Source organism: Paenibacillus sp. ALE2, assembly GCF_054113385.1.
Genome location: NZ_CM134213.1, coordinates 1,338,302 through 1,360,028, shown reverse-complemented (window position 1 = coordinate 1,360,028; position 21,727 = coordinate 1,338,302). Strand labels below are relative to the sequence as shown.

Below are 21,727 nucleotides of genomic sequence, written 5' to 3'. Positions count from 1 at the left end.
CGATGAGGGCCAAGATTAACTTTTCCAATTTAAAATAGCCCCCTTTCCTTCATGCTGACATAGCCATCCTGGCCTAAAATGATATGATCCAGTAGCTCGATACCGAGCAGTTCCCCACTCTTTTGAAGCCTTCTGGACATGGAAATGTCTTCGCTACTTGGCGTAGGGTCCCCCGACGGATGGTTATGACAAGCGATGATGGATGCCGCATTGGAAAGAATGGAAAATTTGAAGACCTCCCTGGGATGCAAGATCGATGAATTGAGCGTGCCAAGTGAAACCTGCTGTAAGGCCAGTGGCTGGTTTTTGGTACTCAGCGTGAGAATACAGAAAGACTCCCGATCGCAATCCCCAATGAACTCTCGAAAGAGTTGGACGGTATCCTCCGGCTTATGAACTTTGCGACCTGCAAACAGCATCGACTTTTCTCGAACCAACTCCAAGTGAATCACTTGAACCCGCTTCATAGTGTTATTCATGTGATAACCTCCATAACAGAATGTAATAAGATAGGCATTATTAATAGGCCCATCCTATTTATAATTTCTGTTTGAAGCCCTATTTGAAACGTTTTAACGTGCTTTTATCAACGTGTATTCAAAAATACTATACTTAACTAAAATCATCTCGTGATTCATTGGTAAACCGGAGATGACATTCCAAATCAATAGAGCTTTCATCTACATGTAACCATTCGGCAACCGAGCGGACAACAACTAGACGTGTAAAAACGATGTTGTTCAAAGGTTATAACTTAGTCATGATCTCCGGGCTCAAAGGCAATGAAGTACCATCCATCCTGAACGCTCCAATCTTCGCAGGTATCCTGTAAATGCTTGGCCAGTTTGAGTACAGAAAGGTCATCGAGATGTACTTGGTCACCGTGCCCAGTGACGTGGCGATGGAGCGACCCGAAGGGGACGTTTGTGGAATTCTGTGCCACGGCCTTCGTTCCTTACAGGGCATGGCTTTTTTAGGTGTCGTGGCATCGATGTGTCCGTCCTCAAAAAGTTCGTAGCAGCGGAGGCTTCGCTTCTTCTGAGAGGCGAGATGGGCGTCGATTTGCTTCAATGCCTGCCGGATGGGTAGCAGCTTTCCGTCCCGCCTGAGATTGATCTCATCCACCAGCCGCTGGGCAACGGAAGGATGAGTGATGAAATGCCGCCCGGGATTCGACTCAGGCCTCGGCCTCATAGGATTGATGATGTAGTTCTTCAACTGGCATTTGATTGTAGTCATCGGCAATCATGAGCGCAGAGCCAAGATCACCATAATTTATAATCCAGGCCTCCAATTCGTTAACTGGTAGATTGAACCCTTCAAAGATATGCTCCTCACGCCTTTCAGGGTGACATTGGCTGTGAATCACCTCAATTCGATTGACATTTATCCGACGAAGCTGAAAAAACTGCCAGTGGTCCATGACCAATCCGAGTTTAATTTGTGAATCAATCAGGTGGAAAAGCTGAAATTGAAGTTCAGGCGATATTAAGTGATTTGCTTCTCTTGTCGCAAATTGCATAGTCATGGTTTAAGCTCCTTTTTAATGTAAGCCGGGACCTAATCGTTTTGATCCATTGCAATCATCTGTAACGCGAATCTCTGATGGGAACACTTCACATCATTCTCTTTCCCTTCATGCTGATGAAATTTCCTTCACCAAGAATGATGTGATCCAGGAAATCAATGCCGAGCAAGTCTCCGCCGTCTCTCAGGCGCTCCGTCAATTCACATCTTCCTGGCTTGGTTCAGGTCGACCAGAAGGGTGATTGTGACAGGCAATGATCGCTGCCGAATTTGCCAGAATTGCCAGCTTGAACGTCTCGCGAGGATGAACCAAAGAAGCGTTCAGCGACCCCAAAGATACTTGGTGCAGCGCTGTGGGTTCATTCTTTGTGTTCAGGCAAAGAACGCAAAAGGTTTCCCTGTCGTAATCACCAATGAACTGTCGAAACAAATCGGCAGCGTCCTTGGGTACCCGAATCAATCGATCAGGGTAGAGTAACGATGTTTTTTCACGTACCATGCGCAATGTAATGATTTCGATCCTCTTAGCCGGTTTTTTAATATAGTCACCCATTATTCTCTTTCTTTGAGAAATTACCACTGTTTATTTGAATACGAAGGGCCTGAATAGATGTAATGCCGCCGCCCTTTCACCGGGGCGTTCCAAACGCTGCTCGGTAAAAAGTCCTTGCGACTCATGGCATGAGAGGGTGCGCCCCCGATGCCCCAGAAAAAGGGGGAGAGATCCGTCTTCTCTCATTTTTTTGTCAAAGGAAATGATGTATTTTTTTCTACGGGGGCAACGGGGGCGCACCCTCCAAAGGTTCTTGTCCAGCCTGGTATTTTTGGGCCCCATCCATGCATTTTTAAGAGGGCTTTGCACCCGGTCAGGGGGCGGAATGCTTGCTGCGCCTCTGTAGAAATCTTTTTTGCCGTCAGTGTGATTAAATGGCATCCTGCTCCTGTAAGGCTTCCCTTCTTACCCAGAGCAATCTTTTACGCTGCTTTTTGATTGTCTTTTTCGGTAGCATGTGCCGCCGTTCTTTACTACCCTCTTTTGAGGTTTCGGTGTGAATCATGCCTGCATCGGCCATCTCCTTCCATAGCGTTGAAGTGGAAATCGGAAATTGCTCTCCTTGTCTGGAGAAGAAAAGGTTTACTTGGTTATACAGAACTTCCGGAAGAAAATAATAATAGTCTTGGTCATGCCAGCCGACATGAATGCTGCTTGTCGGTACAGTTTCGGGCAAGGGCTCATGACGGGTAATCTCGGTATGAATGCTCCGGTTAGCCAGCAATTGTGAAACGATAACTGTAAACCGTACGGAGGGTTTGATCTCGGTAACTTTCTCTCCTTGCTCGCTAGCCGTATCCAGAAATATGTCCCAAGCCTCTTTAAGAAGTTGCTGTCTTCTTGGAGGTTCAAGCGCTCCGACGCTTACGGCGTACTTCAGCCCGAAATGAAGGCCAAGATAAAGCCAGGTAGATGCTTCAATCAGTCTGCCGTGAACACCCAGGGCGGTGGCCTCATTTCTCTTCTGAATGAAAAGGTCTTTTATAGAGCTATACTCTTTAGATGCGTTCATCATTTGTTCGACCCATCCTAGGTAACCTGTCATCGCTTCTCTTAGTCTTTCAGCTTCGTGTTGTGCTTTCGTCAGCAGATTAAGATCAACGTCTGTTTTCAGGAGCTCGGTAGGAAACAAACGTGCAGCACTGGAACCTCCACTCACTAAATCTTCGGCTGTTACAATCGCCATGCCACGTGGAGGATAGTCCTGCCTCAGTGTAGTGTCTTGCTTCATCCTTCCTCGTCCAACTCTGTCGCCGTAGCCTCTCAGAATTTGCTGTGCTAGTTGCTCCATGGCTCGCTTTTCCTGAGGCGAGCTCGTCGGATGGTAATCATCAATTAGAAGGAGTGAGTCCTTGGTATCGAACCCGCGCTTTTCCACGGAGTTTGCCGTGTCTTTGAAGCTAGCGGGAGGATGCTCCAGCAGCTCGCCGAAGTGACTGAGGAACAGCTTCGCAAGGGTTGTTTTACGCGAACCAGTGTACCCGTGAAGCCAAACTAGGAATTTCGGTTCCAGGTTCACTTTTCGCAGTACTTCACATAGAGGTGTAAGAAATGTCAAACTCCACAACACGAGCGTCACACGAGTCGGAGCCAAGTTCAACAGTTTGAGGCTCGTCTTCATTGCCTTAACGGGATCGGACGATGTTTTGGGAAGTACGTAGTTTTTGAGTCGCGTATCCATTTCAACCTTGACATGGGGCACACCCAGGGCTCCATTTGCATGGAGATATGTCCACTTTCCGTCGATGGTTACCCAGCCAAGGTGAGCGAAAATCCGCTCATTTACCACTCCTGTCGCCGTCGATTGAATGGCATGACGAATGGTGTCCCGCATTGTATGGCCAGGAAGAATATTCGGTTCAGGTCCCCACATCGAGGGCCATTTCAGGCTCTCAAAATCACTTGCTGGGACTAGTACGGCCGGCAGTTTTTTTCCTGAATTAATGATAACTCCGTCGATTTCGTACAGAGTCGTCTGTTCTGCGCCATCGTCCTTCGTAATCGTTTTGGATATTCGGGCTACAAAGTTGGCAATCGGTATGTAATCCGCATCACCATCAGTTTTGATCTTAACCAGACACAGATTGCCTTTGTGTATGCTGTACCTGGAGGGAAGCAACTTCGAATACGATGCGACTGTCTTTTGGTTCGCAGTACGTTGTGAGCCTGTTTTCGATTTTTTAACAAAACGTTGTTTAGGTCTTGGAAGCTTGGAGCGCTGGGCCATGGCATTTGTGGCTTCGCTGGTTGACATATTATTATCGACATTTGCCGACGAAGGTTTGTTTATCGGTTTCATAAAGATTCCTCCAATTTACTGAGTTATTTGTGGGCGGGAGTACATCCCACCCAACAAGCAATGGGTTCAGATACTCAATCAGTTGATTAATCTTGATTGAAATCTATGGAAGCAAGGGTATGACCCATGTACTGTACATAGGAGACATTTTGATAGGAGATACATGTTTTTTCCGAGAAATCCAGGTTGAATGCATCGGTTATCTCCTTTACAAGTTGACTAGAATAAATAACCTTTTTATTGGCGGCGTCTTTTAATTGAAAGTAATTTTCTGCAATACTTTGCCCTATAACGATCCCTTTATCGTTTAGAGCCACATGTATTTGAGTTGGATTGCCCATTCTTTTGATAACATCAGATGCGATTAAGATCCTCTTACCATTTGCTTTTGTATTAACAATAGTGAGTACACCTTTCTGTACAACTGATCTATTGATCTGCTTGCTGTTAGAGGGACGAAAGTCTGCTCCAAAGATGGATTGTAGTTCTTCGTCGATTCCTACGAGTTGTTCATTTTTGATTTCTGTCATGAAGGACTCTCCTATTCTTTTTAAGGATTTTCGTACGGACATGTAGTAGCTTAACAGAAGTCCATATTTCCTCTTTGCACATGATTCGGCTTTCCGCAGGCATGTGCTCGCGGAAAAGAATATGTTTTTTTAAAAGTCAGTATTCATAAGGCATATCTCAATTATTTCAAAACCAAATAAATATGTCGCAAATTATAAGCAAATAAGCTGAGCACTTTATTTAGCACTCAGCTTTTCGAGAATTTCTTTTAGTTTTTCTAGTTCTGCTTGAGTAAGTACTTCTTTGTTGTACTTTTTTATAATTGCATTGGCATGCTTTTGAATTCCTTGTGATTTCTTCAACTCATATAAGACCTCATTTTTCACGTCTTGAACGGTATCAAAGTGAGAAAGTCCATGAGGAAGAAAGTCAATAGAGAGGTCTCTCTTACTAGTGTTTCTAAAGCGTGAAACGACGAACTTGGTATATTGCGATTTCGGTAAATAGAAATTTAGCTTTTGCGTTTTAGCCTTTTTCAGCGTTGCGTTAAGCAGATCTTCCCACTCTTCTTCTTTATCTCGGGAAGGGTTAACAAGATGACAAATTGTTCCTAATCCATTGTATTTCTCTGCACATAAAACAATCGCACGCTTTCCTCTGTTTCGTATTAGAACTTTCTCTATTGGTCTGTATCCCACATAGAATTGACCAAATATCCATACATCTGAACCGGAGTTGGAAAGATCCTTGATTACATTTTTGAATTCTTTTTTCGCCTTCTTCAGAGACAAATGGTTCAATGGTTCGCTAGTCGAATCATTCTTAAGGTGATTAATTAGGAAAGTTCTGCACCATTCCATGGACATAGTTAACTGAAACTTTTTTTGTAAATACATAGCCAAGGTAGGAGGTGACCAGCTTGAAATAGGATATCCGAAGTCTCGGGGAGATTTCTTCAGATCACGAATTACTTTTGCTCTTTGTTTGGTGGTGAGTGAATTGTGATTACCGGGTGATTGTTTGCTGAGGAGACCCTTTATACCTGTTTCCTTATAATCCTTTATGTAACGTTGTATACTCCGTAATGAAATCCCGATCTCGTTGGAAATTTTAACAGGAGTATACCCTTTAAGGTAGTATTTTATTGCCTTCAAGCGATTTTGCTTGTATTGGGGGATATACTCTTTCAAAAGCTCTTTTTCAATACACTTAGAAACGTCCACTTCTCTATCTCCTTGTTATGTAAACTATACACATCATAATTCAGAATATTTCCTAAATTCAATTTGAAAAACACTTATTAAGATAATTTTCTAAAAAGAGAGAATGAAAAGGTCAGTGTAATTTACACATTTTTATGGTTAGTATGGTCATATATTTTGGTACGGATCAGATTTTGCATGTTCCTTTTTATGATCCTAGTGCCGCACGCTGAGCGTCTCAGCGTCATACAAGATTATAATATACATTTATTTACATTTTGTGTCGTGGAAGTATGTATTTTTTGATCAGGACCATGAAATGAAAAAAAGAAGAGCCTTCGGAAATTACCGATTGCTCTTCGTATTTGATTAATAGAACACAGTGGACGGATGAAGTCTCAACTCATACATATATTCAAGAGCCCGCCTGTACGTTCCACGTTTATTACAACAAGTTCTTGATTTTTATCTGTTGTGTTTGAAGCATTGTTGTTGCAACTTGTGAGCAATGATAGACCAAGTATGAGTAAAATGAGAACACTGAAATTTTTTCCAAGATGTTTCATAGTTAAATCCTTTCAAAATAATTAGCTTCGACATAAAGGATATTATTACGCCTTCACAAATACACCATTAGTATACTTGTATTCCTCGCACAGTCCCTGCGAACCGTATGGAAGTAGGAACTGGTTGCCAGACATTGAAATATCCGATTGTCCCATACCACTCCACAGCAGTTCTAAAGGGTTAGTTCCCTGCTCCGAAGCCATGAAATTATAGGTGAGTATCCACACGTACATGTCGGCTTGTCCATCACTCGCAACCAAAACAATTTCAGGCGTTCCATCTTGAGTAAAATCATGTTCTTTAACAGCAAGCGAGTGATCAGGCAACAGGTCCCCAAATTCATCAAAGGGACTACTGCCTTCTATGGAAGGCAAGGATATGTTCCAGCTCTGCCCCAAAGCATGATCGACAACCTGTACTTTCACGCCATTGGGATGATCCAAACCCAGCACAATGTCCATGTTATCCCCATCTAAATGAACAGGATAGGTGAGATCAGCAGCAGGAGGAGTCCAGTGGTTGAAGTCTTTTAAGCTCACCGTTGGGGCGGCATTGGATGCTGGCGTTGTAGTCTGTGCTTCTTTCACAGGTGTTGTAGCTACCTGCACAGGAGGAGCGGGTTCCTGTTCAGATGATTTGGCTTCGACATTGGTTTGAGTCGGCGGTTCTGACTGAGGGGACGTTGATGTGGAAGAAGTAGAGGCGTTTTCTTGCCAAGCCTCTTTATCCGAGGATGGGGGACTTCCATCCAGTTTGGAAGTAACCTCTACTAAAAAGTAAGTCCAGTCCGACAGTTCTTGCCCATCTCCATCAATATCATAAGCAACGGGAGTGAATTGATTTTTGGAAAACACTTGAAATACGGTTTGAATGTTGATGCTCACACCTTGATCGGTGTATGTGGCTTGGTACATAACGTATTTGTTTACATCTTCTTCGTTGCCGTCCTTGTTGACCTGTTTCCAGACGACATTGCTAAAATACTTATCATTGCTCAGGGCTTCGTCCATCGTATAATGGGTGCCGCCTGGAACCGTAGCATCTTTAACCCAGGTGACGTATGGATTATCAAAGCCTCCGCGTGATGCAATGACAAGCAGTAAAATGAGAATCGCCACAATCCCCGCACTTACTATGCCAAATATTTTTTTAGGCTTGTTGCTTAGGACTTGGGGAACGATGGAACTTTGTCCCGTTTCTGTGTTGTCGGAATGCTTTACTTGATTGATCGTATTGGCTAGAACTTGAATGAATGAGTTTGCATCACCTTTAGAACCAGTTAGTATGTTCAGGTTGTTTCCTGAGCGTTCGCAGATTTGAATGTTGGTGTTAAAGGTGCGCCACAGAAAAAGAGCAGTCAGGAGTAAAGGCAAAAAGTTCATGGTGATCAGAGTTACGAATACAAACAAAATAGCAAATACAAGGTCAAACCAATTGATCTTGGAGCCAACAGCTATGGAGTTGATGTGGGTGAGCGGAATGTCCTGAGCCGATGGTTGTAAGGGAAAAGCGCCTAAGATGAGGTTTTGTCTAGTGAGCAACAGCTTTTCGCCCTCTAATGTAGCGGTTGTTCTCTTTTTTAAGTACGTAAGATAACTGAACCCCCCGTTCCATTCAAAAGTAAAATTTTTGGGTGTGGATGGAGTTTCTTCGGCCTTGGTTAGCATTTGAGGTACACCTTTCTACATTAATTTAACGTAGTTAATGAAAATAAATATAAGTTATGAGATTTGTACTATTATGAATTAGTCCAGTTTAGTTATTTGTTGTTTTGTGCAAAAGGCCAGCTTCGGGCTGGCCTTGTTTCCTATCTTTGGAGGGAAAACCTACCAGCTCTACATCCAAAGGTTTCTAAAGATCCATTTACGAATGATCACGGCGAGAATAGCACCAAATACTATACCCGACCCTACATTTGTATCCGTAAGGTAAGCGCCGATTAGCCCAAGGACTGCTCCCCCAATAGCCCATTTTAACAACATTGTCTTCAACCCTTTCAGTATGAAATAGAAGATGATTAAGACGACTTGTCACCTATGCAGAATACTGGTGACATACAATTTGGCCTACTGCTTAAGAGCCAAGAGTACTGACTTCATTTAAACTTAATCCTGGCAAATGCCTAAACTAAGAATCTTTTCCTACATATAAACCAGTCCTTTTTATCATTGTTATTTCCGTTTTTACGTCTTTGGATAGTAAAATTGTACCATAAACAATCCCTTTGGAATATATATTTATAATTATATATTCTATTGACTATTGGAGTGAGGATTACTTGTAGCTATGTTTACTGTAAGGTGATTAATTTGAAAAATATAATGGTATCTATCGGACAAACCATTAAAAACTATCGAAAGAAACGTGGCTGGAGTCAAGAAGAACTGGGTCATCAATCTGGTTTGCATACAACTTATATTGGGAAGCTTGAGCGAGCCGAAAAAGTTTGCAGTGTAGAGGTTCTTGCTAAAATCACAGAATCTTTTGAAGTTAGCCTTACGGAGTTTTTTAGTCACATTCAATCTTCTAATATTAGCGAATCAGAGGAGAGGCTTTTGAAAATAACGAATGAAATTCGCTTTATGGAGAAAAAAGAGCAGGAGCGAGTACTTAAAATTATTGAATTGATATTGGAGGGTTATTAAACCTTCTTTTTTTGTTTGGATTTATTTTCAGATGATTTTTGACTTTAAAAGCATAATGCTATCCTGCTTATGCGTTTAGTTAACCTTTCAGATACTTCTCATTTATACTTATTTTTGTTTCCTGAAAATGAGTGTAAAACTTCATGTCACGAGTTGATTGGTTGGCTTGGTCTGTAAAAGCCTGCTGGAGTGAGGAATCCTCCGTAATAAAGTAATCCCTTCCTTTCTGCTTACCAAACAAGGAAATCAATGCATATTTAAAGCTGGCGGGATTACAAATGCCTCCGGTACCCAAAGGGAGCAGCTCAACGGTCTGTCCAATGGTAAGTTTTTGCCCCACCTCTGGCTGCTCGTCCAGCAATGAGAGTAGACAAGCGAACAGGACGTCTGCATTGGAGCGTAAAGTGATTTTCTCCAAGTCATAGTATTCTGTTTTAACGTCATTCCAAGAAAATTGCCAGATGTGAGGCTCATTGGTGGTGTAGTTGCGGTCTACATTTTTGTAAGCATGACGGTTGCCATAGGCTTTTAGAAAGCGGTCGAGCTGTATGCGGTTGTGTTCGCCAAAGGAGAATTTGGGTAAGATAGCGCGGAAAAAGCTGGAGTAGTTTTCAAGGTCAAGTAACGAACGTGACAAGCTACGGTCGTTTCCCTGGTGATTGATTGTTTGAAGCAATTCATACATGGCTTGAAGGCGATGGGAGTCCGTGATTTCGTATTCGTCAGGACGCATAAGGTGTAACAGGAAGGAAACAGCCTGAAATCCATTCGTCCAGTCTGTCATCCGCTTCTCCCAAAATTGAAGGATGCCAGTGGATTCTGGGGGCACCTTTTCTGTGAACTCCGGCCACAGCTTGATGATGCTTCTAACTACACTACTTTGTGCAGAGGGCATATCTTTCCGCTGCCACCCTCCGAATGTCCAACCAAGTATTTGTTTTAAAATCGTTGGCGTCACAGTAGCTGGATCACACAAAAGACGCTTCCATTCTTCCAAAGGATACATGGGATATCTGGCGAAAGGAAAGCGAGATAGATGCGTGTCCATTTGCTCTTGAATGAGAGTTGCAAGAGCACGTTTTTCTTTTTCCGTGAAGGTTAGCGTTGACATGGTTTTCGCTCCATTTCTACATGAAAATAGCGACAGTATGGACATTCACATGCCCGTACTGTCGTTTTTTGGTTGGTAAGATTATTTACAAGGAGAAGGGATCATCTTCTTTTACACTCTGCATGAACATGATGCGTTGCTCCGGTGTAAGGAACGGATCTTCTAGCGCAATGTAACAAGGATCGGCTAATTCATTCACCCAACGTAAGGCATCTGCAATTTCACCGCCATGAAATACAGGGCTGTCTGACAATACTTCATCCTCTTTTACAATATCTACAATTCCAGTATCCTGGTCTATTGTCACAAACAGACTCGTACCATCCACGTATCTGTTTGTTCCACACTGATCGGTTGTTCTGATGATCACACGTACAAAAAAGGCCTGTTCGGAATGGAGCACTTCATGCTCTTCCAAACAGGCGGGTAGGAACTGTTGTTGATTGTGGGTGAACGGCCTAATCGCTAGCGCCATGATCCAAGTGTTTCCGTACGATTCAGGATTATTTACAACGTCCCCGTTGTATTCAATGACCTCTTTTAGTTTATTTAGTACATTGTCCTCATTTGCCTTTAAACTTCTGCTAGTTCTTTCAGCCATTGTTCGGCCTCCTTGTGGTGAATTCCGAATTGTGTAAACAAAGTGATGATGTAGTCATTGGTGGTCATGACAGCAATCTTGTAGATTTGGATGTTGCCGAGGTCATACAACTCGACGTATTCAGGGCAACTACCGAAAAGTCCGTCGTCTTCTCGTCTAAGACCTACGAGGCTGAGATCGTGTAGGTTATCCCCTGCCTCCAGGATGAAGATGGGACCGTGAGGCTGGAGGGAGAAATATGGATCATCTTTGTCATGGAATGAGTCGCGAAGCTGGGTAAAGTATTCCTGGATGTGATCCAAGAGGGCGTGGGGAAGCGGGGATACATGTAAAGAATCCATGTCTTGCTGGGTCTGTATGATACGCATGATACAACCTCCTAAAAAAGTAATTATTTCAAATTAATAATATATAATTTATTTCAAGACAAAGACGGCTTTGGGATAAAAAGTTAAAAAAATTAACGGGGCTTTCTGTAAACAAAATCACTTATCTATCCGATACATACATAAGAATCATTTGCTGTTAAAAATAACCTCTTAAACTCGCGATCTGAATTGTATGGTTGCTACGAACACATATAAACACAAGGTAGCTGGCGAACGTGCCTTGTGTCGCTGGGAAGGAGATATGAAAGCATTTGGACGTACTGCAAAACGGAATAGGGTATGAAAGTCTACGCTTATACGGTCCTTTTCAACCTCAGCATATGGAACAATTGCGAATTACCAGGGCCGTTAACGATCATGTATTCCTATATGTGAGCGGCATGCTGTCGGAAGAACAGGGAGCCGCGTGCATTGGACAGGACATGGAGCAGGAACCGATTGTCATACGTCAGCTAGATGAGCAAGGGCAGTCGCTTAGACGTTTATTTCATGGATTAATTACACGCATGTCTGTGCACTGCATACGGGGAGTATACACTTTTGAACTGGAGGCGGCTTCGCATTCCTATCAAATGGATACCAAAACGAAAAGGCGCTCCTATCAGGATATTCACCGTACTTATGATGATCTAGTCACTACAATGGTTCGGAAGTACATGTATGGGGATGCCATTGATACGGTGACTAATTATGCTAAATTAGGTACTTTTGTTTTACAATATGAAGAAACCGATTGGGCCTTTTTAAAGCGTCTTGTCTCTCGCTTTGGTTCGGTACTTGTACCGGAGATCACGGCTGCATCACCTAAGATTTTCTTTGGAATGCCAGAAGGCAAGCAGTACAAGGTGGAACGAGATGTATTTTACAGGGTACGGAAAACATTTCATGAGTTAGATACAGGAAAACCAGGGAAACGTGTTGGCGCGTATGTCACCTATACGATTGAAAATCTGCAATACTATGCGCTGGGTGACTTGATTACGTTACCCATTGGACAAGGCAAAGAGCTGGTCGTTGTGAGGGCAGTGACAGAGTTAAAGGACGGTTTACTCCAAACTCGTTACGATCTCCAAGCCGAACAGGATATTCAGTATGCTCGGTATGAAAATGACCAAGCCATCGGGATTTCACTCACGGGAACGGTGTTGAAAGTACAACAGGATTTGGTACAACTTCAACTGGAAATTGATCCGAAGCAAGACCCAGCTAAAGCTTGTTGGTTTCCCGTAGCCACCCGTTATGTGGCGGAAGAACATAGCGGCTGGTACGACATGCCTGAAGTTGGGGAACAAGTGGAGCTGTATTTACCTACACACTGTGAACAGGAAGCCTATGTGACAGATTCCTTGCGACAGCACCGCCACGCCAATGGACAGCCAGATGTAAAGGTATGGAAACACGTACAAGGTAGCGGCATCGAAATGTCTGAGCAGGAACTGATCCTGTCCACTTCCGATGGGTTTTCGATTACACTGCATGAGAATGCTGGCATCACCGTCAACAGTCCGGGGAATGTACAGATTCAGGGCGGTCATGTAAAGCTGAATGCAGGTCAGGAACTATCACTGGAAGCTGGAACCGCAATATATTTAAAAGGTGGAGCCAGCAGTATGGTGCTAGATGGTGAGACAGACACCAAAGCTCCAGTGATTTATCAAGAAGGTACGGTAAAAGCTCCAGTTTTCGTAGCTGACCTTCCTCCTGTACCTGAACCTCCATTGATGAGTATTAAAGCCTATGAAGTGGCTCAAACTGCAGCAACAGCCAAAGCTCCATCCAGCAACACTCCTACCGCGAAAGTCACAAGTCCGACAGCCCTTCAACAGGCTAAAGCCTTGATGGGTACGGTGTCTAAGCTTTTAGGCTCCATTCCGGTGATGGGAAAAGTGACTGGTGCTGTTATAGGAGCACTAAGTGGACCTGCGGCGGGTGTCATTCTGAAAGCAACTGCAGCGATCCCTGTTCGAAGTAAAGGAACACCTACGGTTGGAGGAGGCGGTAATGGAACCAGAGTTCATCCATTAAAATACTTGGCTGGTTTAACAATGCAAGGATTGGTCAGTCAATACGAGTATGAGCGAGCTCAGGAAGCTTATTATAACAAATGGATTTTGGGGAAAGTGTATACAAGTGCTCGTCATGTGGCTCATTCCGGTGGAACATTGGAGCTGGTTCAAAACTTGCTGAAAGAGTCTAAGATGGTGGTTCATGCGTATCAGCAGGTTCCTAAAATTGTTCGTGAAAAATGGATTAGGGATTATATGAAGCAACAACCTCCTCCTAAGCCGCTTTCCCCAGAAGAAGAAAAATTACAGAGAGCAAGAAAGTATGCGCAAAGTATTCGTGACTGGGAAGCTAATCGTCCCGAACCCCCTAAAAAAAGCTTTGGCGAGGAAACCACACTCTTTTTCCAGGGCATGGAGGAAACAGTTCAAGCGAACGTTGAAGGCTTGAAGCAGTTAAAAGATGCCCTAATCGAGCATCCTGTGGATACTATAAGTACAATAGTGTCGGGCCAATATGAAGAGGCAAAGGGAGATTTGGTATTTGCTAAAAATTATCTTTTAGATCAGGAAAATGCCAGAGAAGAGTATCTCAATGGTCTAAAAGAAGACGATAAACGGATGTTAGAGAAGGGCCAAAGTTACATGGAGGGTGAGACATTAGCTGGGATGCTAATTAGCTCTCTTCTGGGTAAGGGAAAAATAAAAGGTGGAAAAGGGACACATCATAATTCCAAGGATACCCCAGGAACAAAGCCCTTAAAACCTAATGAGTCCAAAACAGGTCCAACTAAAACTGAGGAAACGGTTAAGCCAAAGCCCCTAGTTTCTCATACAAAAGTGAAGTATGGCGATCAATATACTCGCGAAGGGCGAAGAAAGGTATTAAAATCAAATGTGGAGTACACTTCTCCAAATGGTCACACTTATAGAACGGATGATAAAGGTCGTCTTGTAAGTGCAGAAGGAAAGCTTGAATTAGGCGAAGCCAAAAGGAATAATCATGCCCAGAGAGTAGCTGGTCGGGAAGATCGTTTACCAGATGATGAGGGTGGGCACTTAATTGCTAGTATATTTAAGGGATCTGGTAGCCTTGATAATCTTGTCCCTATGAACGGTAACCTAAATAAGGGTGAATGGAAGAAGGTAGAAAACTCTTGGGCTAGGGCTTTAGAAGCTGGGGAGGAAGTAAAGGTAAAGATAAAACCTATATACAGTGGGGATTCGCAAAGACCTGTAAGTTTTGAAATAAAATACTCAATAGATGGTATTATGCAGAATCCAGTTAAATTTAAAAATATACCCGGAGGTTGATGCAATTGGAAACACAAAAAATTGCGGATTTGTATCAGGATATTGCAGTGAAAGTTAATGAAATAATCCCCGAAGAGTGGAGTAAAGTGTTCATTTACGCAGAAGTTCAAGAAGATGTGAGCAAAGTTGGGTTTTATTATTATCCTGAAAGGGAGGGAAACCCGGTTTTTGTTCTTGAAATACCCGAATTGTTTGAGGTTGACGAAGATCATATAGATCAGTTGAGGCATGAACTTTCTGGATGTTTTGAAGATTTGTGGAAGGAGTATACACAGGAAAATCAGGATATTTGGACAAGCCTAACCTTTATACTGGATGCAACAGGGCAGTTTAAAATTGACTTTGAGTATCAGGATTTATCAGAAGTAGATGATTTTGAAAGGCAAATAATTTGGAGATATAAATATCTAGGCTTAGAACCACCAATGGAAAAAAAACGTGCTAGGCAGATTTTTGAGAGCTACATTGAAAGTACACAGGATAACCATCAATAACTAGACTGAAAGAGTTATGATAGAAGTTTAATGGAATCAAAGGTTAAATGTGACAGAGTCGTCTTAGTGAATGCGTGATGTTTTTTTAGCGTAGGTGAAAGGCTCGTTTTTTCATTGATGGTTAAAATCCACAGGGTACTGGCACAGTTCTTTAGAACAAAAGCGACGGTACCGACATTGGTCTATATCGTCGGTATCGCGCTAAAGAATTATTGATAGAGTTTGAGTAGGTACATATAATGGACACTTAAAAAAGTGAGGGATTGGACTAATATGGCTAAAAAACATCTACAGTAAATAAAGTAAAGCAAGGCCCCACCGATGCATGATATTAGTCGATCCTTTTTTGTTTCATGCCAAAGTTTGAAACCTCACATTGGTTGCATAATGTACTTATTGACATATAAAGGACCATTTCTAAGATGTTTTAGTATCAATAAATGTTATAACCAACAACTCAATTGACTGACTGTATCAGGAGATAAATAGCTCTTCTATCCGTATAATTTAACGAAACTGACGGTTCTAATCTGATATGGTAAAAGAAAGTTTATTAAAGAGTACAGTAATGGTGAGGTCAAAAAAACAATGAAAAAGAAATTTCATTATGAGTGAACCACTCGTTCTTCATTTAGAAAACCATATCATTAGAGAAACCTGAAAAACCATTGTGAAAAGGGCTTGGAACCTTATTTTAGTGTTTTCAGGACTGCCTTCCTTGTTTCAAATTCAGTTAGTTTTTACTTTCCCCGCTCGTTGTTCCAAATTAAAGTATGCAATTGAGGAAGTACCCTAGCGGTTTGCATTTCTGGGTCACTAATAACTATGTCAAACAGCCATTCCAACTTTTTTAGTAATTGCTCAGCAATACTTCCACTGCGAGCTAGTTCATTATTCCCTACTTGAAGATAAAAAGGAATATAAGGGTACATCTTATGAACTTTCTTGGCAAATACATAATCATCTTCATCAAAGATAACTATTTTTAAAGAGACGTTTGAATGTTGTAGATTTTCGAAAATAGATTGAAGACCCTCCCAATTTGTAGACATCTTAGAGCTAGGAGGTTTTGGACTTATGGTTAAAATGTCTACATCATTGAACCAATCTTGCCAGATACTTCCTTGGGTTTCGATGATAACCTTTTTAGATAGTTTGTGTAGTTCTGAAATAAGATCCTTAACAGGTTCTTTATAAAGCGCAGGATTCCCGCCTGATATCGTGACATAAGTACAATTTTTTAAGCCAATATTTTGTAGTTGTTCAATTGTTTCTTTACACGTTAAACGTCTCAAGTTGGATTTATTTGAACCGTCCCAAGTGAATGCAGAATCACACCAAGAACATTTGTAGTCACAGCCATACAAACGAACAAACATGGTTTTTAGGCCGATGACAGATCCTTCTCCTTGAATAGTAGGTCCAAAAAGTTCAATGACTGGCAGTTTACTCATAATCACAATCTCCGCGTATCCCATAATGAGGTACAGTATCTTCTATGTCCGATGCAAATACCTCTGCCCAACTTGTAGGAGTTTCCCACAGTTTTATGGACCATACGGGTAACTTGGCCTTGTTGAGTTCGTAACAGATATACTTTGACATATTTTCTGCGGTAGTTCTACATCCAATAACGCATACCTTCGATCCGGTTTCTTTTAGGATTTTAAGAACGGGTTCATTTCCCGCTGCAATAAAAGCATGATCAAACTTATCCACGATAAGTTCCTTTACGATTTTCTTAAGATCACTAAAATCCATCACGAATCCTTCTTTGGAAATAGCTTCGGAACCTTGAACTTTCCCTCGAATGACAACTTCAAGTTTATACGTATGGCCATGTACATTTGCACATTTACCATCGTGACCTATCAGTTGATGAGAGGCATCAAATTGAAATATCTTACAAACATTTACTTCACCCTTCATATTGTACTCTCACTTCTCTCTTGAAGATACTGATCCAGTCCTGTCTTTCGCAAAAGGCACGCCGGACATTCACCACAGCCATCTCCCATAATCCCGTTATAGCAAGTCAGCGTCTTCGTTCTGATAAAATCGAGGTGGCCTAATTGATCTGCAAATTCCCAAGTTTGTTTCTTGTTAAGCCACATCAAGGGAGTATGAATGACAAAATTATAGTCCATCGCAAGATTTAAGGTCACATTTAGAGACTTGATAAAGACATCTCGACAATCGGGGTATCCACTAAAATCAGTTTGACACACACCTGTAATCAGATGATAGTAGCCTAATTGTTTAGCTAGAATGGCTGCAAAGGAAAGGAACAACATATTGCGACCATCAACAAAAGTGTTTGGAAGTGTTCCTTCGCTACCTGCTTCTATTTTTATATCTTCTCTAGTGAGCGCATTCGGTGCTAATTGATTGAGTAAATTAAGATCTAAAACGTGATGCTCCACGTTGAGTTCTTTTGCAATTTCAGAAGCACATTCCAATTCCAACTTATGACGTTGACCGTATTGAAAAGAAACTGTTTGGACCTCATCAAATTCTTTTAGTGCCCAGAGTAAACAGGTAGTACTATCTTGTCCTCCACTAAATACAACAAGTGCCTTATTATTCATCAGATTTATATTCTCCTTTCTCGAAGATCCTATGAGTACGCTACTACTTAACAAGTATAACATTATAGAATTTATGATAACGCCTAGTCTTTTTGAATATTTGTAAATCAACAGGAAACATTGGTAAGAATTCTACATTGTTAAGTCATTCCTAAACCAATAAGATAAATTTTCAACCCCTCTTAGGCCTCCCTGGTGAGGGAGGGGGTAGCTGATTTTAAAATCCTATTATATAATAGTAAAAAATACTGAGAAAAGGTGAATGAATGAAATACCTAGTTATTCTATTATACTTATTGGCTATTGTTACAGCGAATGTCGTGACGGCAGGAACAAATCCGATTCAATTTGGATTTTTTATTATTCCGGCAGGTTCCTTTATCATTGGGGCAACCTTTATCCTTAGAGATTTTGTTCAAATGTATGTGGGGAGAAGGTTTGTATATATCCTCATTTTCATAGCAATGATTTTGTCTGGGTTAACTTCATATTTACTCGGTGATGGACTTTGGATCACATTTGCATCTGTTTTGACTTTTCTCGTCTCTGAGACCACCGATACAGAAATATATACTCGTTTAAAGTTTCCGTTTTTTCTACGGGTGATGTACAGCGGTATTGTTGGAGGCTTCTTAGATAGCATTATTTTTGTAGTGATTGGGCTATCACCTCTTGGTGCAAACTTTATTCCTTGGAATGCAGTTGTATATGCAATTTTAGGCCAAATTATTGTTAAAACAATTGTTCAGTTGCTTGCGTCTGGCGTTATCCGTTTCTCTTTGAACAAGGGAGCAAATCGTTTTATACAAGAGTAGAGATATTTTAATAACAAGACAATTTATGTTATTATTGCAGGGGAACAAACATTTGTATATTAGGATACGGAGGAAATATGGAGAAGCGCATTTTAGTAGTAACCTCATGTACGGGTGAGAAGATAAGTAAGCCGGAGAATCAATTGTTATTTGAAGATTTTCAGGATAGATATAGATTACAGCAACGAGAATCTGAATTATCCGAGTATAAAACAACGGCCAAAAATATGTACACGGGTAGTCAGCATCTTGCATTAATGGAAGGAATCAATGCTTACCGTACACATGGCGGTATGATTGATGTGAATATAGTTTCTGCTGGATATGGGTTGTTAAGTGAGAATGAAGAGATTGTTCCTTACGAAGTGACATTTAACAATATGAACTCCCAAACTATAAAAAATTGGTCGAAAAAACAAAAAATTACCGAAATGTTACAAGAAAGAATTCGTGACTATGATTTGGTTTTCTTTCTTTTGGGAGATAAGTATTTACAATCTGTTGAATGGCCATTGAGTATTAGTGATCAACAAAGGTTCTTCTTTTTTGCAGGAAATTCAAGTAGAACTAGAGTTATGGTTGAAGAAAACTACCATCTTCTTTCTATAGGAGAGGATGAGGCTAAAGTATTTAGATTTGGACTCATTGGTATTAAGGGATTTCTTTTTGCCCAGATGTTAAAGCAGGCTTCTGCTGTGGGGCACAATAAGATCTGGGAGGATCTTTATTTAAACCCGTCAAAAGTTCGTGATTATGTTATGGACTCTTTTGATAATAAAGATAAGCAACTTACTTTATCCGATTTTTCAGGGAAAGAGAATAAAATTGATTCATTAAAAGCATCCCATCTCTTAAATTTTTATAGTGAGTTATTCCCGGTACCAGATTCTTTGATTGCTGTAAACTTTAAAACGGAACTGAATTTCTTCTTGCCGGAGAATGATGATCGTGTGGATCCAAATTATGATTTTATTAATGACGTCTCCCAAAAAGACCGCAATCCGTTGCTAAACGATGTGTATTCTCACCAGATTTACGGAACTCCACAATATGACGGTTTGTTGGTATCTAAAGTCAATATTGATAATGCAACTAAACAAAAAGTTCAACTTATAAAAGAGATGGGCGGAATTCATAAGTTTCTCCATCTACCTGAGGACTTTCCAATTATGGGTGATTGCGGAGCGTTTAGTTATATCAGCAACGAAGTTCCGCCATACACAACGAAACAAATTATTGACTATTATGATGAGTTAGGAATCAATTATGGTGTTTCGGTCGATCATCTGGTCGTGGGCCCTTTTAAGAAGGATCCTGATATAAGGAAGTTTAGATATGAGTTAACACTTAAAAAGGCTGAGGAATTTATTGTGGAATATCGTAAAGGAACACATAAATTCCATCCGATTGGGATTATTCAAGGGTGGGATCCCCAATCGTTCAAAGAAGCAGCGTTGCACCTAATCAATTTGGGTTATGACTATATTGCGATAGGTGGACTTGCAAGGGAACAATCAGGGAAAATATATGAGATTTTAAGAGAAATTTCACCGATTATCCCAAATGAACATTTCCGTATGCACTTGTTTGGTGTTGCGCGTGATATGCGCACCATGAGATCCTTTCATAAACTTGGAGTTACTTCATTCGACTCAAGTTCCCCATTGCGTCGGGCATGGCTAGGTACAGGACACAATTATCATACTTTAGGTGGAAAACACTATACGGCCATTCGAATTCCAGAAGCGAAAGAAACATCCGGAAGAGTAAAAAAAATGGTCCAAGAAGGAAAGGGGGAGTTTCTTCAGTATAAGGAACTCGAACAGAACGCTTTGAAGGCATTGAGATCTTTCAGTAATGGAGCATTGGAACTAGAAGAAGCCCTATCGGCCATTTTACGTTATGATGAACTACTTGGTGAAAAGCGTGAAGTGCACGAGGACCTATACCGCGAGGTACTATCTGAGCGTCCATGGGAAGCGTGTGGCTGTGAAATATGTAAAACAATTGGAATCGATACCATCGTGTTCCGAGGGAATAATCGAAACAGAAGAAGAGGTTTCCATAACACTCATGTGTATCACGAGCAGGTCAAAGAGCTAAGAAGAGCCTTAGATATCTCTCATCATGAAAATAAGAAGCATCTTTAAAATACGAGTAAAAAAATGAATGAAGCATAAATGGCCCTAGTGTGATACACTAGGGCTTATTTGCTTTGGGGGAATAGCAATGCTGTTTTCGATTGATGACGTGCGTAGATTAAACAGAAATAAGAATGCTGTATTTTTTAGTATCAATACTTTACATACCCTTAGATTATGGAATCTTCCGTTACTAAGTACAGATACGATAAATCCAGTTGTCGTTGTGGTAAGTTACGAAAGACTGGTTAGTCACAGCACAGATAAAATACAGATATCCAATCCAGTACTCCTTTATCCACTACCTAACGGTGAAGATGAGGATGAGTACGTGGTACTCTTTGTTATGTCGGAGTACCACTTAGCAGAATACTGTGAGAAACTAGTACTCTCATATGATTTCATCAGTCGATTAATTGAGAAAAAAGATAAATTAAGCAGTAATTCTACCAAACTTATGACCCTTCATTCATTCCAGAGTATTCTTAAAATATTCAATGATCTTTACATTGAACGTGAACTATGGCCTAAACTCTGTAGGGACTTCATTCATTATCTCAAATCTTTAACTGAGAAATATCCTTACCTTGGTTACCTACAGATATCAGAACGGAAAAAATTTAGAAAGAGTTCCATTGCAGATTCGAATTTTGCTTGGAGATTGTATGTTCATTATTTTGTAGATGTATGGGATGTGGAAGATCGCGAGGTTAAGATACCTGACTTATCTAAACCGTTTCAATATATGGGGTGGACAGGGGACTTTTTTCATCGGGATAATCCGTTATGGAATTCGTATTTAAGTGCGAATGGAAAATTTCGCTTTAATGATGCTGTTCGTGAATCGGTATATCAAATTTGGAAAGAATGGATAAAGTGAGCCTCACAAAGGCTCTTTTTTTATTGAAAAAGAAACGGTAGCTCGGATAGAAAATGTATGCTAAGATACAATTATCACGTAATATCAC

General features: G+C 41.1%; 18 protein-coding genes and 1 pseudogene. 6 read left to right on the top strand and 13 right to left on the bottom strand.

Annotated elements, in window-relative coordinates:
- Positions 1-29 precede the first annotated feature (29 nt).
- From ACXHJ1_RS05755 to ACXHJ1_RS05725, 7 genes and pseudogenes are all read right to left on the bottom strand, one after another.
- Positions 30-479, bottom strand: coding sequence for a JAB domain-containing protein (locus ACXHJ1_RS05755; RefSeq protein WP_457905783.1), 450 nt, complete (start codon positions 477-479; stop codon positions 30-32).
- A 698-nt stretch (positions 480-1,177) separates the two neighbouring features.
- A complete protein-coding gene (locus ACXHJ1_RS05750) occupies positions 1,178-1,528 on the bottom strand; it encodes a DUF960 family protein (RefSeq protein ID WP_457905782.1) in 351 nt (116 codons plus the stop codon).
- Between the two features lie 88 nt (positions 1,529-1,616).
- Positions 1,617-2,026, bottom strand: a pseudogene (locus ACXHJ1_RS05745) (JAB domain-containing protein).
- 424 nt (positions 2,027-2,450) lie between these two features.
- Positions 2,451-4,379: a hypothetical protein gene (locus ACXHJ1_RS05740; RefSeq protein ID WP_457905781.1), complete on the bottom strand. Its 1,929-nt coding sequence runs from the start codon at positions 4,377-4,379 to the stop codon at positions 2,451-2,453.
- Between the two features lie 86 nt (positions 4,380-4,465).
- The gene (locus ACXHJ1_RS05735; protein WP_165082231.1) at positions 4,466-4,909 is read right to left on the bottom strand and encodes a hypothetical protein; all 444 of its coding nucleotides are present in this window, start codon (positions 4,907-4,909) and stop codon (positions 4,466-4,468) included.
- A 216-nt stretch (positions 4,910-5,125) separates the two neighbouring features.
- Positions 5,126-6,112, bottom strand: coding sequence for a helix-turn-helix domain-containing protein (locus tag ACXHJ1_RS05730; RefSeq protein WP_457905780.1), 987 nt, complete (start codon positions 6,110-6,112; stop codon positions 5,126-5,128).
- Between the two features lie 590 nt (positions 6,113-6,702).
- A complete protein-coding gene (locus tag ACXHJ1_RS05725; RefSeq protein WP_457905779.1) occupies positions 6,703-8,325 on the bottom strand; it encodes a hypothetical protein in 1,623 nt (540 codons plus the stop codon).
- A gap of 642 nt (positions 8,326-8,967) precedes the next feature.
- On the opposite strand from ACXHJ1_RS05725, the gene ACXHJ1_RS05720 reads away from it, so the two are divergent.
- On the top strand, positions 8,968-9,303 hold the full coding sequence (locus ACXHJ1_RS05720; RefSeq protein ID WP_457905778.1) for a helix-turn-helix domain-containing protein: 336 nt from the start codon (positions 8,968-8,970) through the stop codon (positions 9,301-9,303).
- A 79-nt stretch (positions 9,304-9,382) separates the two neighbouring features.
- Here the strand turns inward: ACXHJ1_RS05720 and ACXHJ1_RS05715 are convergent, their stop codons facing one another.
- The 3 genes from ACXHJ1_RS05715 to ACXHJ1_RS05705 all read right to left on the bottom strand — a co-directional run bounded on the left by ACXHJ1_RS05715 (position 9,383) and on the right by ACXHJ1_RS05705 (position 11,383).
- On the bottom strand, positions 9,383-10,414 hold the full coding sequence (locus ACXHJ1_RS05715; protein WP_457905777.1) for a hypothetical protein: 1,032 nt from the start codon (positions 10,412-10,414) through the stop codon (positions 9,383-9,385).
- 85 nt (positions 10,415-10,499) lie between these two features.
- Positions 10,500-11,015 carry a hypothetical protein gene (locus ACXHJ1_RS05710; RefSeq protein ID WP_457905776.1) on the bottom strand — a complete coding sequence of 172 codons (516 nt, stop codon included), beginning with the start codon at positions 11,013-11,015 and terminating at the stop codon, positions 10,500-10,502.
- On the bottom strand, positions 10,988-11,383 hold the full coding sequence (locus ACXHJ1_RS05705; protein WP_457905775.1) for a hypothetical protein: 396 nt from the start codon (positions 11,381-11,383) through the stop codon (positions 10,988-10,990). Before ACXHJ1_RS05705 ends, ACXHJ1_RS05710 begins: the two co-directional genes overlap by 28 nt.
- Before the next feature lie 272 nt (positions 11,384-11,655).
- Between ACXHJ1_RS05705 and ACXHJ1_RS05700 the strand changes: the two genes are divergently transcribed.
- Positions 11,656-14,721 carry a DNA/RNA non-specific endonuclease gene (locus tag ACXHJ1_RS05700; RefSeq protein WP_457905774.1) on the top strand — a complete coding sequence of 1,022 codons (3,066 nt, stop codon included), beginning with the start codon at positions 11,656-11,658 and terminating at the stop codon, positions 14,719-14,721.
- Positions 14,722-14,726: 5 nt separating this feature from the next.
- Positions 14,727-15,215, top strand: coding sequence for an immunity protein YezG family protein (locus ACXHJ1_RS05695; RefSeq protein WP_457905773.1), 489 nt, complete (start codon positions 14,727-14,729; stop codon positions 15,213-15,215).
- A gap of 740 nt (positions 15,216-15,955) precedes the next feature.
- Here ACXHJ1_RS05695 and queE read toward each other — a convergent pair.
- From queE to queC, 3 genes are read right to left on the bottom strand one after another with little or no spacing between them, the layout of a single operon-like run.
- The gene (queE, locus tag ACXHJ1_RS05690; RefSeq protein ID WP_457905772.1) at positions 15,956-16,669 is read right to left on the bottom strand and encodes a 7-carboxy-7-deazaguanine synthase QueE; all 714 of its coding nucleotides are present in this window, start codon (positions 16,667-16,669) and stop codon (positions 15,956-15,958) included.
- A complete protein-coding gene (queD, locus tag ACXHJ1_RS05685; RefSeq protein ID WP_457905771.1) occupies positions 16,662-17,144 on the bottom strand; it encodes a 6-carboxytetrahydropterin synthase QueD in 483 nt (160 codons plus the stop codon). The genes queE and queD overlap by 8 nt, the downstream gene beginning before the upstream one ends.
- Positions 17,141-17,803, bottom strand: a complete 663-nt coding sequence (gene queC, locus ACXHJ1_RS05680) for a 7-cyano-7-deazaguanine synthase QueC (protein WP_457905770.1) — start codon at positions 17,801-17,803, stop codon at positions 17,141-17,143. The genes queD and queC overlap by 4 nt, the downstream gene beginning before the upstream one ends.
- Positions 17,804-18,069: 266 nt before the next feature.
- Here queC and ACXHJ1_RS05675 point away from each other — a divergent pair, with 266 nt between their 5' ends.
- The 3 genes from ACXHJ1_RS05675 (at position 18,070) to ACXHJ1_RS05665 (ending at position 21,639) form a co-directional block, all read left to right on the top strand.
- Entirely contained in the window at positions 18,070-18,618 is a 549-nt protein-coding gene (locus ACXHJ1_RS05675; protein ID WP_457905769.1) for a VUT family protein, read from the top strand.
- Between the two features lie 77 nt (positions 18,619-18,695).
- Positions 18,696-20,768, top strand: a complete 2,073-nt coding sequence (dpdA, locus tag ACXHJ1_RS05670; protein ID WP_457905768.1) for a tRNA-guanine transglycosylase DpdA — start codon at positions 18,696-18,698, stop codon at positions 20,766-20,768.
- Between the two features lie 79 nt (positions 20,769-20,847).
- Complete coding sequence (locus ACXHJ1_RS05665; RefSeq protein WP_457905767.1) at positions 20,848-21,639, top strand: hypothetical protein; 792 nt, start codon at positions 20,848-20,850, stop codon at positions 21,637-21,639.
- Positions 21,640-21,727 lie beyond the last annotated feature (88 nt).

Bases quoted from the DNA above. Each gene is read 5' to 3' on its own strand.
- ACXHJ1_RS05755 (WP_457905783.1), bottom strand. From the start codon at position 479: ATGAATAACACTATGAAGCGGGTTCAAGTGATTCACTTGGAGTTGGTT.
- ACXHJ1_RS05750 (WP_457905782.1), bottom strand. From the start codon at position 1,528: ATGACTATGCAATTTGCGACAAGAGAAGCAAATCACTTAATATCGCCT.
- ACXHJ1_RS05740 (WP_457905781.1), bottom strand. From the start codon at position 4,379: ATGAAACCGATAAACAAACCTTCGTCGGCAAATGTCGATAATAATATG.
- ACXHJ1_RS05735 (WP_165082231.1), bottom strand. From the start codon at position 4,909: ATGACAGAAATCAAAAATGAACAACTCGTAGGAATCGACGAAGAACTA.
- ACXHJ1_RS05725 (WP_457905779.1), bottom strand. From the start codon at position 8,325: ATGCTAACCAAGGCCGAAGAAACTCCATCCACACCCAAAAATTTTACT.
- ACXHJ1_RS05715 (WP_457905777.1), bottom strand. From the start codon at position 10,414: ATGTCAACGCTAACCTTCACGGAAAAAGAAAAACGTGCTCTTGCAACT.
- ACXHJ1_RS05710 (WP_457905776.1), bottom strand. From the start codon at position 11,015: ATGGCTGAAAGAACTAGCAGAAGTTTAAAGGCAAATGAGGACAATGTA.
- ACXHJ1_RS05705 (WP_457905775.1), bottom strand. From the start codon at position 11,383: ATGCGTATCATACAGACCCAGCAAGACATGGATTCTTTACATGTATCC.
- queE (WP_457905772.1), bottom strand. From the start codon at position 16,669: ATGAGTAAACTGCCAGTCATTGAACTTTTTGGACCTACTATTCAAGGA.
- queD (WP_457905771.1), bottom strand. From the start codon at position 17,144: ATGAAGGGTGAAGTAAATGTTTGTAAGATATTTCAATTTGATGCCTCT.
- queC (WP_457905770.1), bottom strand. From the start codon at position 17,803: ATGAATAATAAGGCACTTGTTGTATTTAGTGGAGGACAAGATAGTACT.
- ACXHJ1_RS05675 (WP_457905769.1), top strand. From the start codon at position 18,070: ATGAAATACCTAGTTATTCTATTATACTTATTGGCTATTGTTACAGCG.
- dpdA (WP_457905768.1), top strand. From the start codon at position 18,696: ATGGAGAAGCGCATTTTAGTAGTAACCTCATGTACGGGTGAGAAGATA.
- ACXHJ1_RS05665 (WP_457905767.1), top strand. From the start codon at position 20,848: ATGCTGTTTTCGATTGATGACGTGCGTAGATTAAACAGAAATAAGAAT.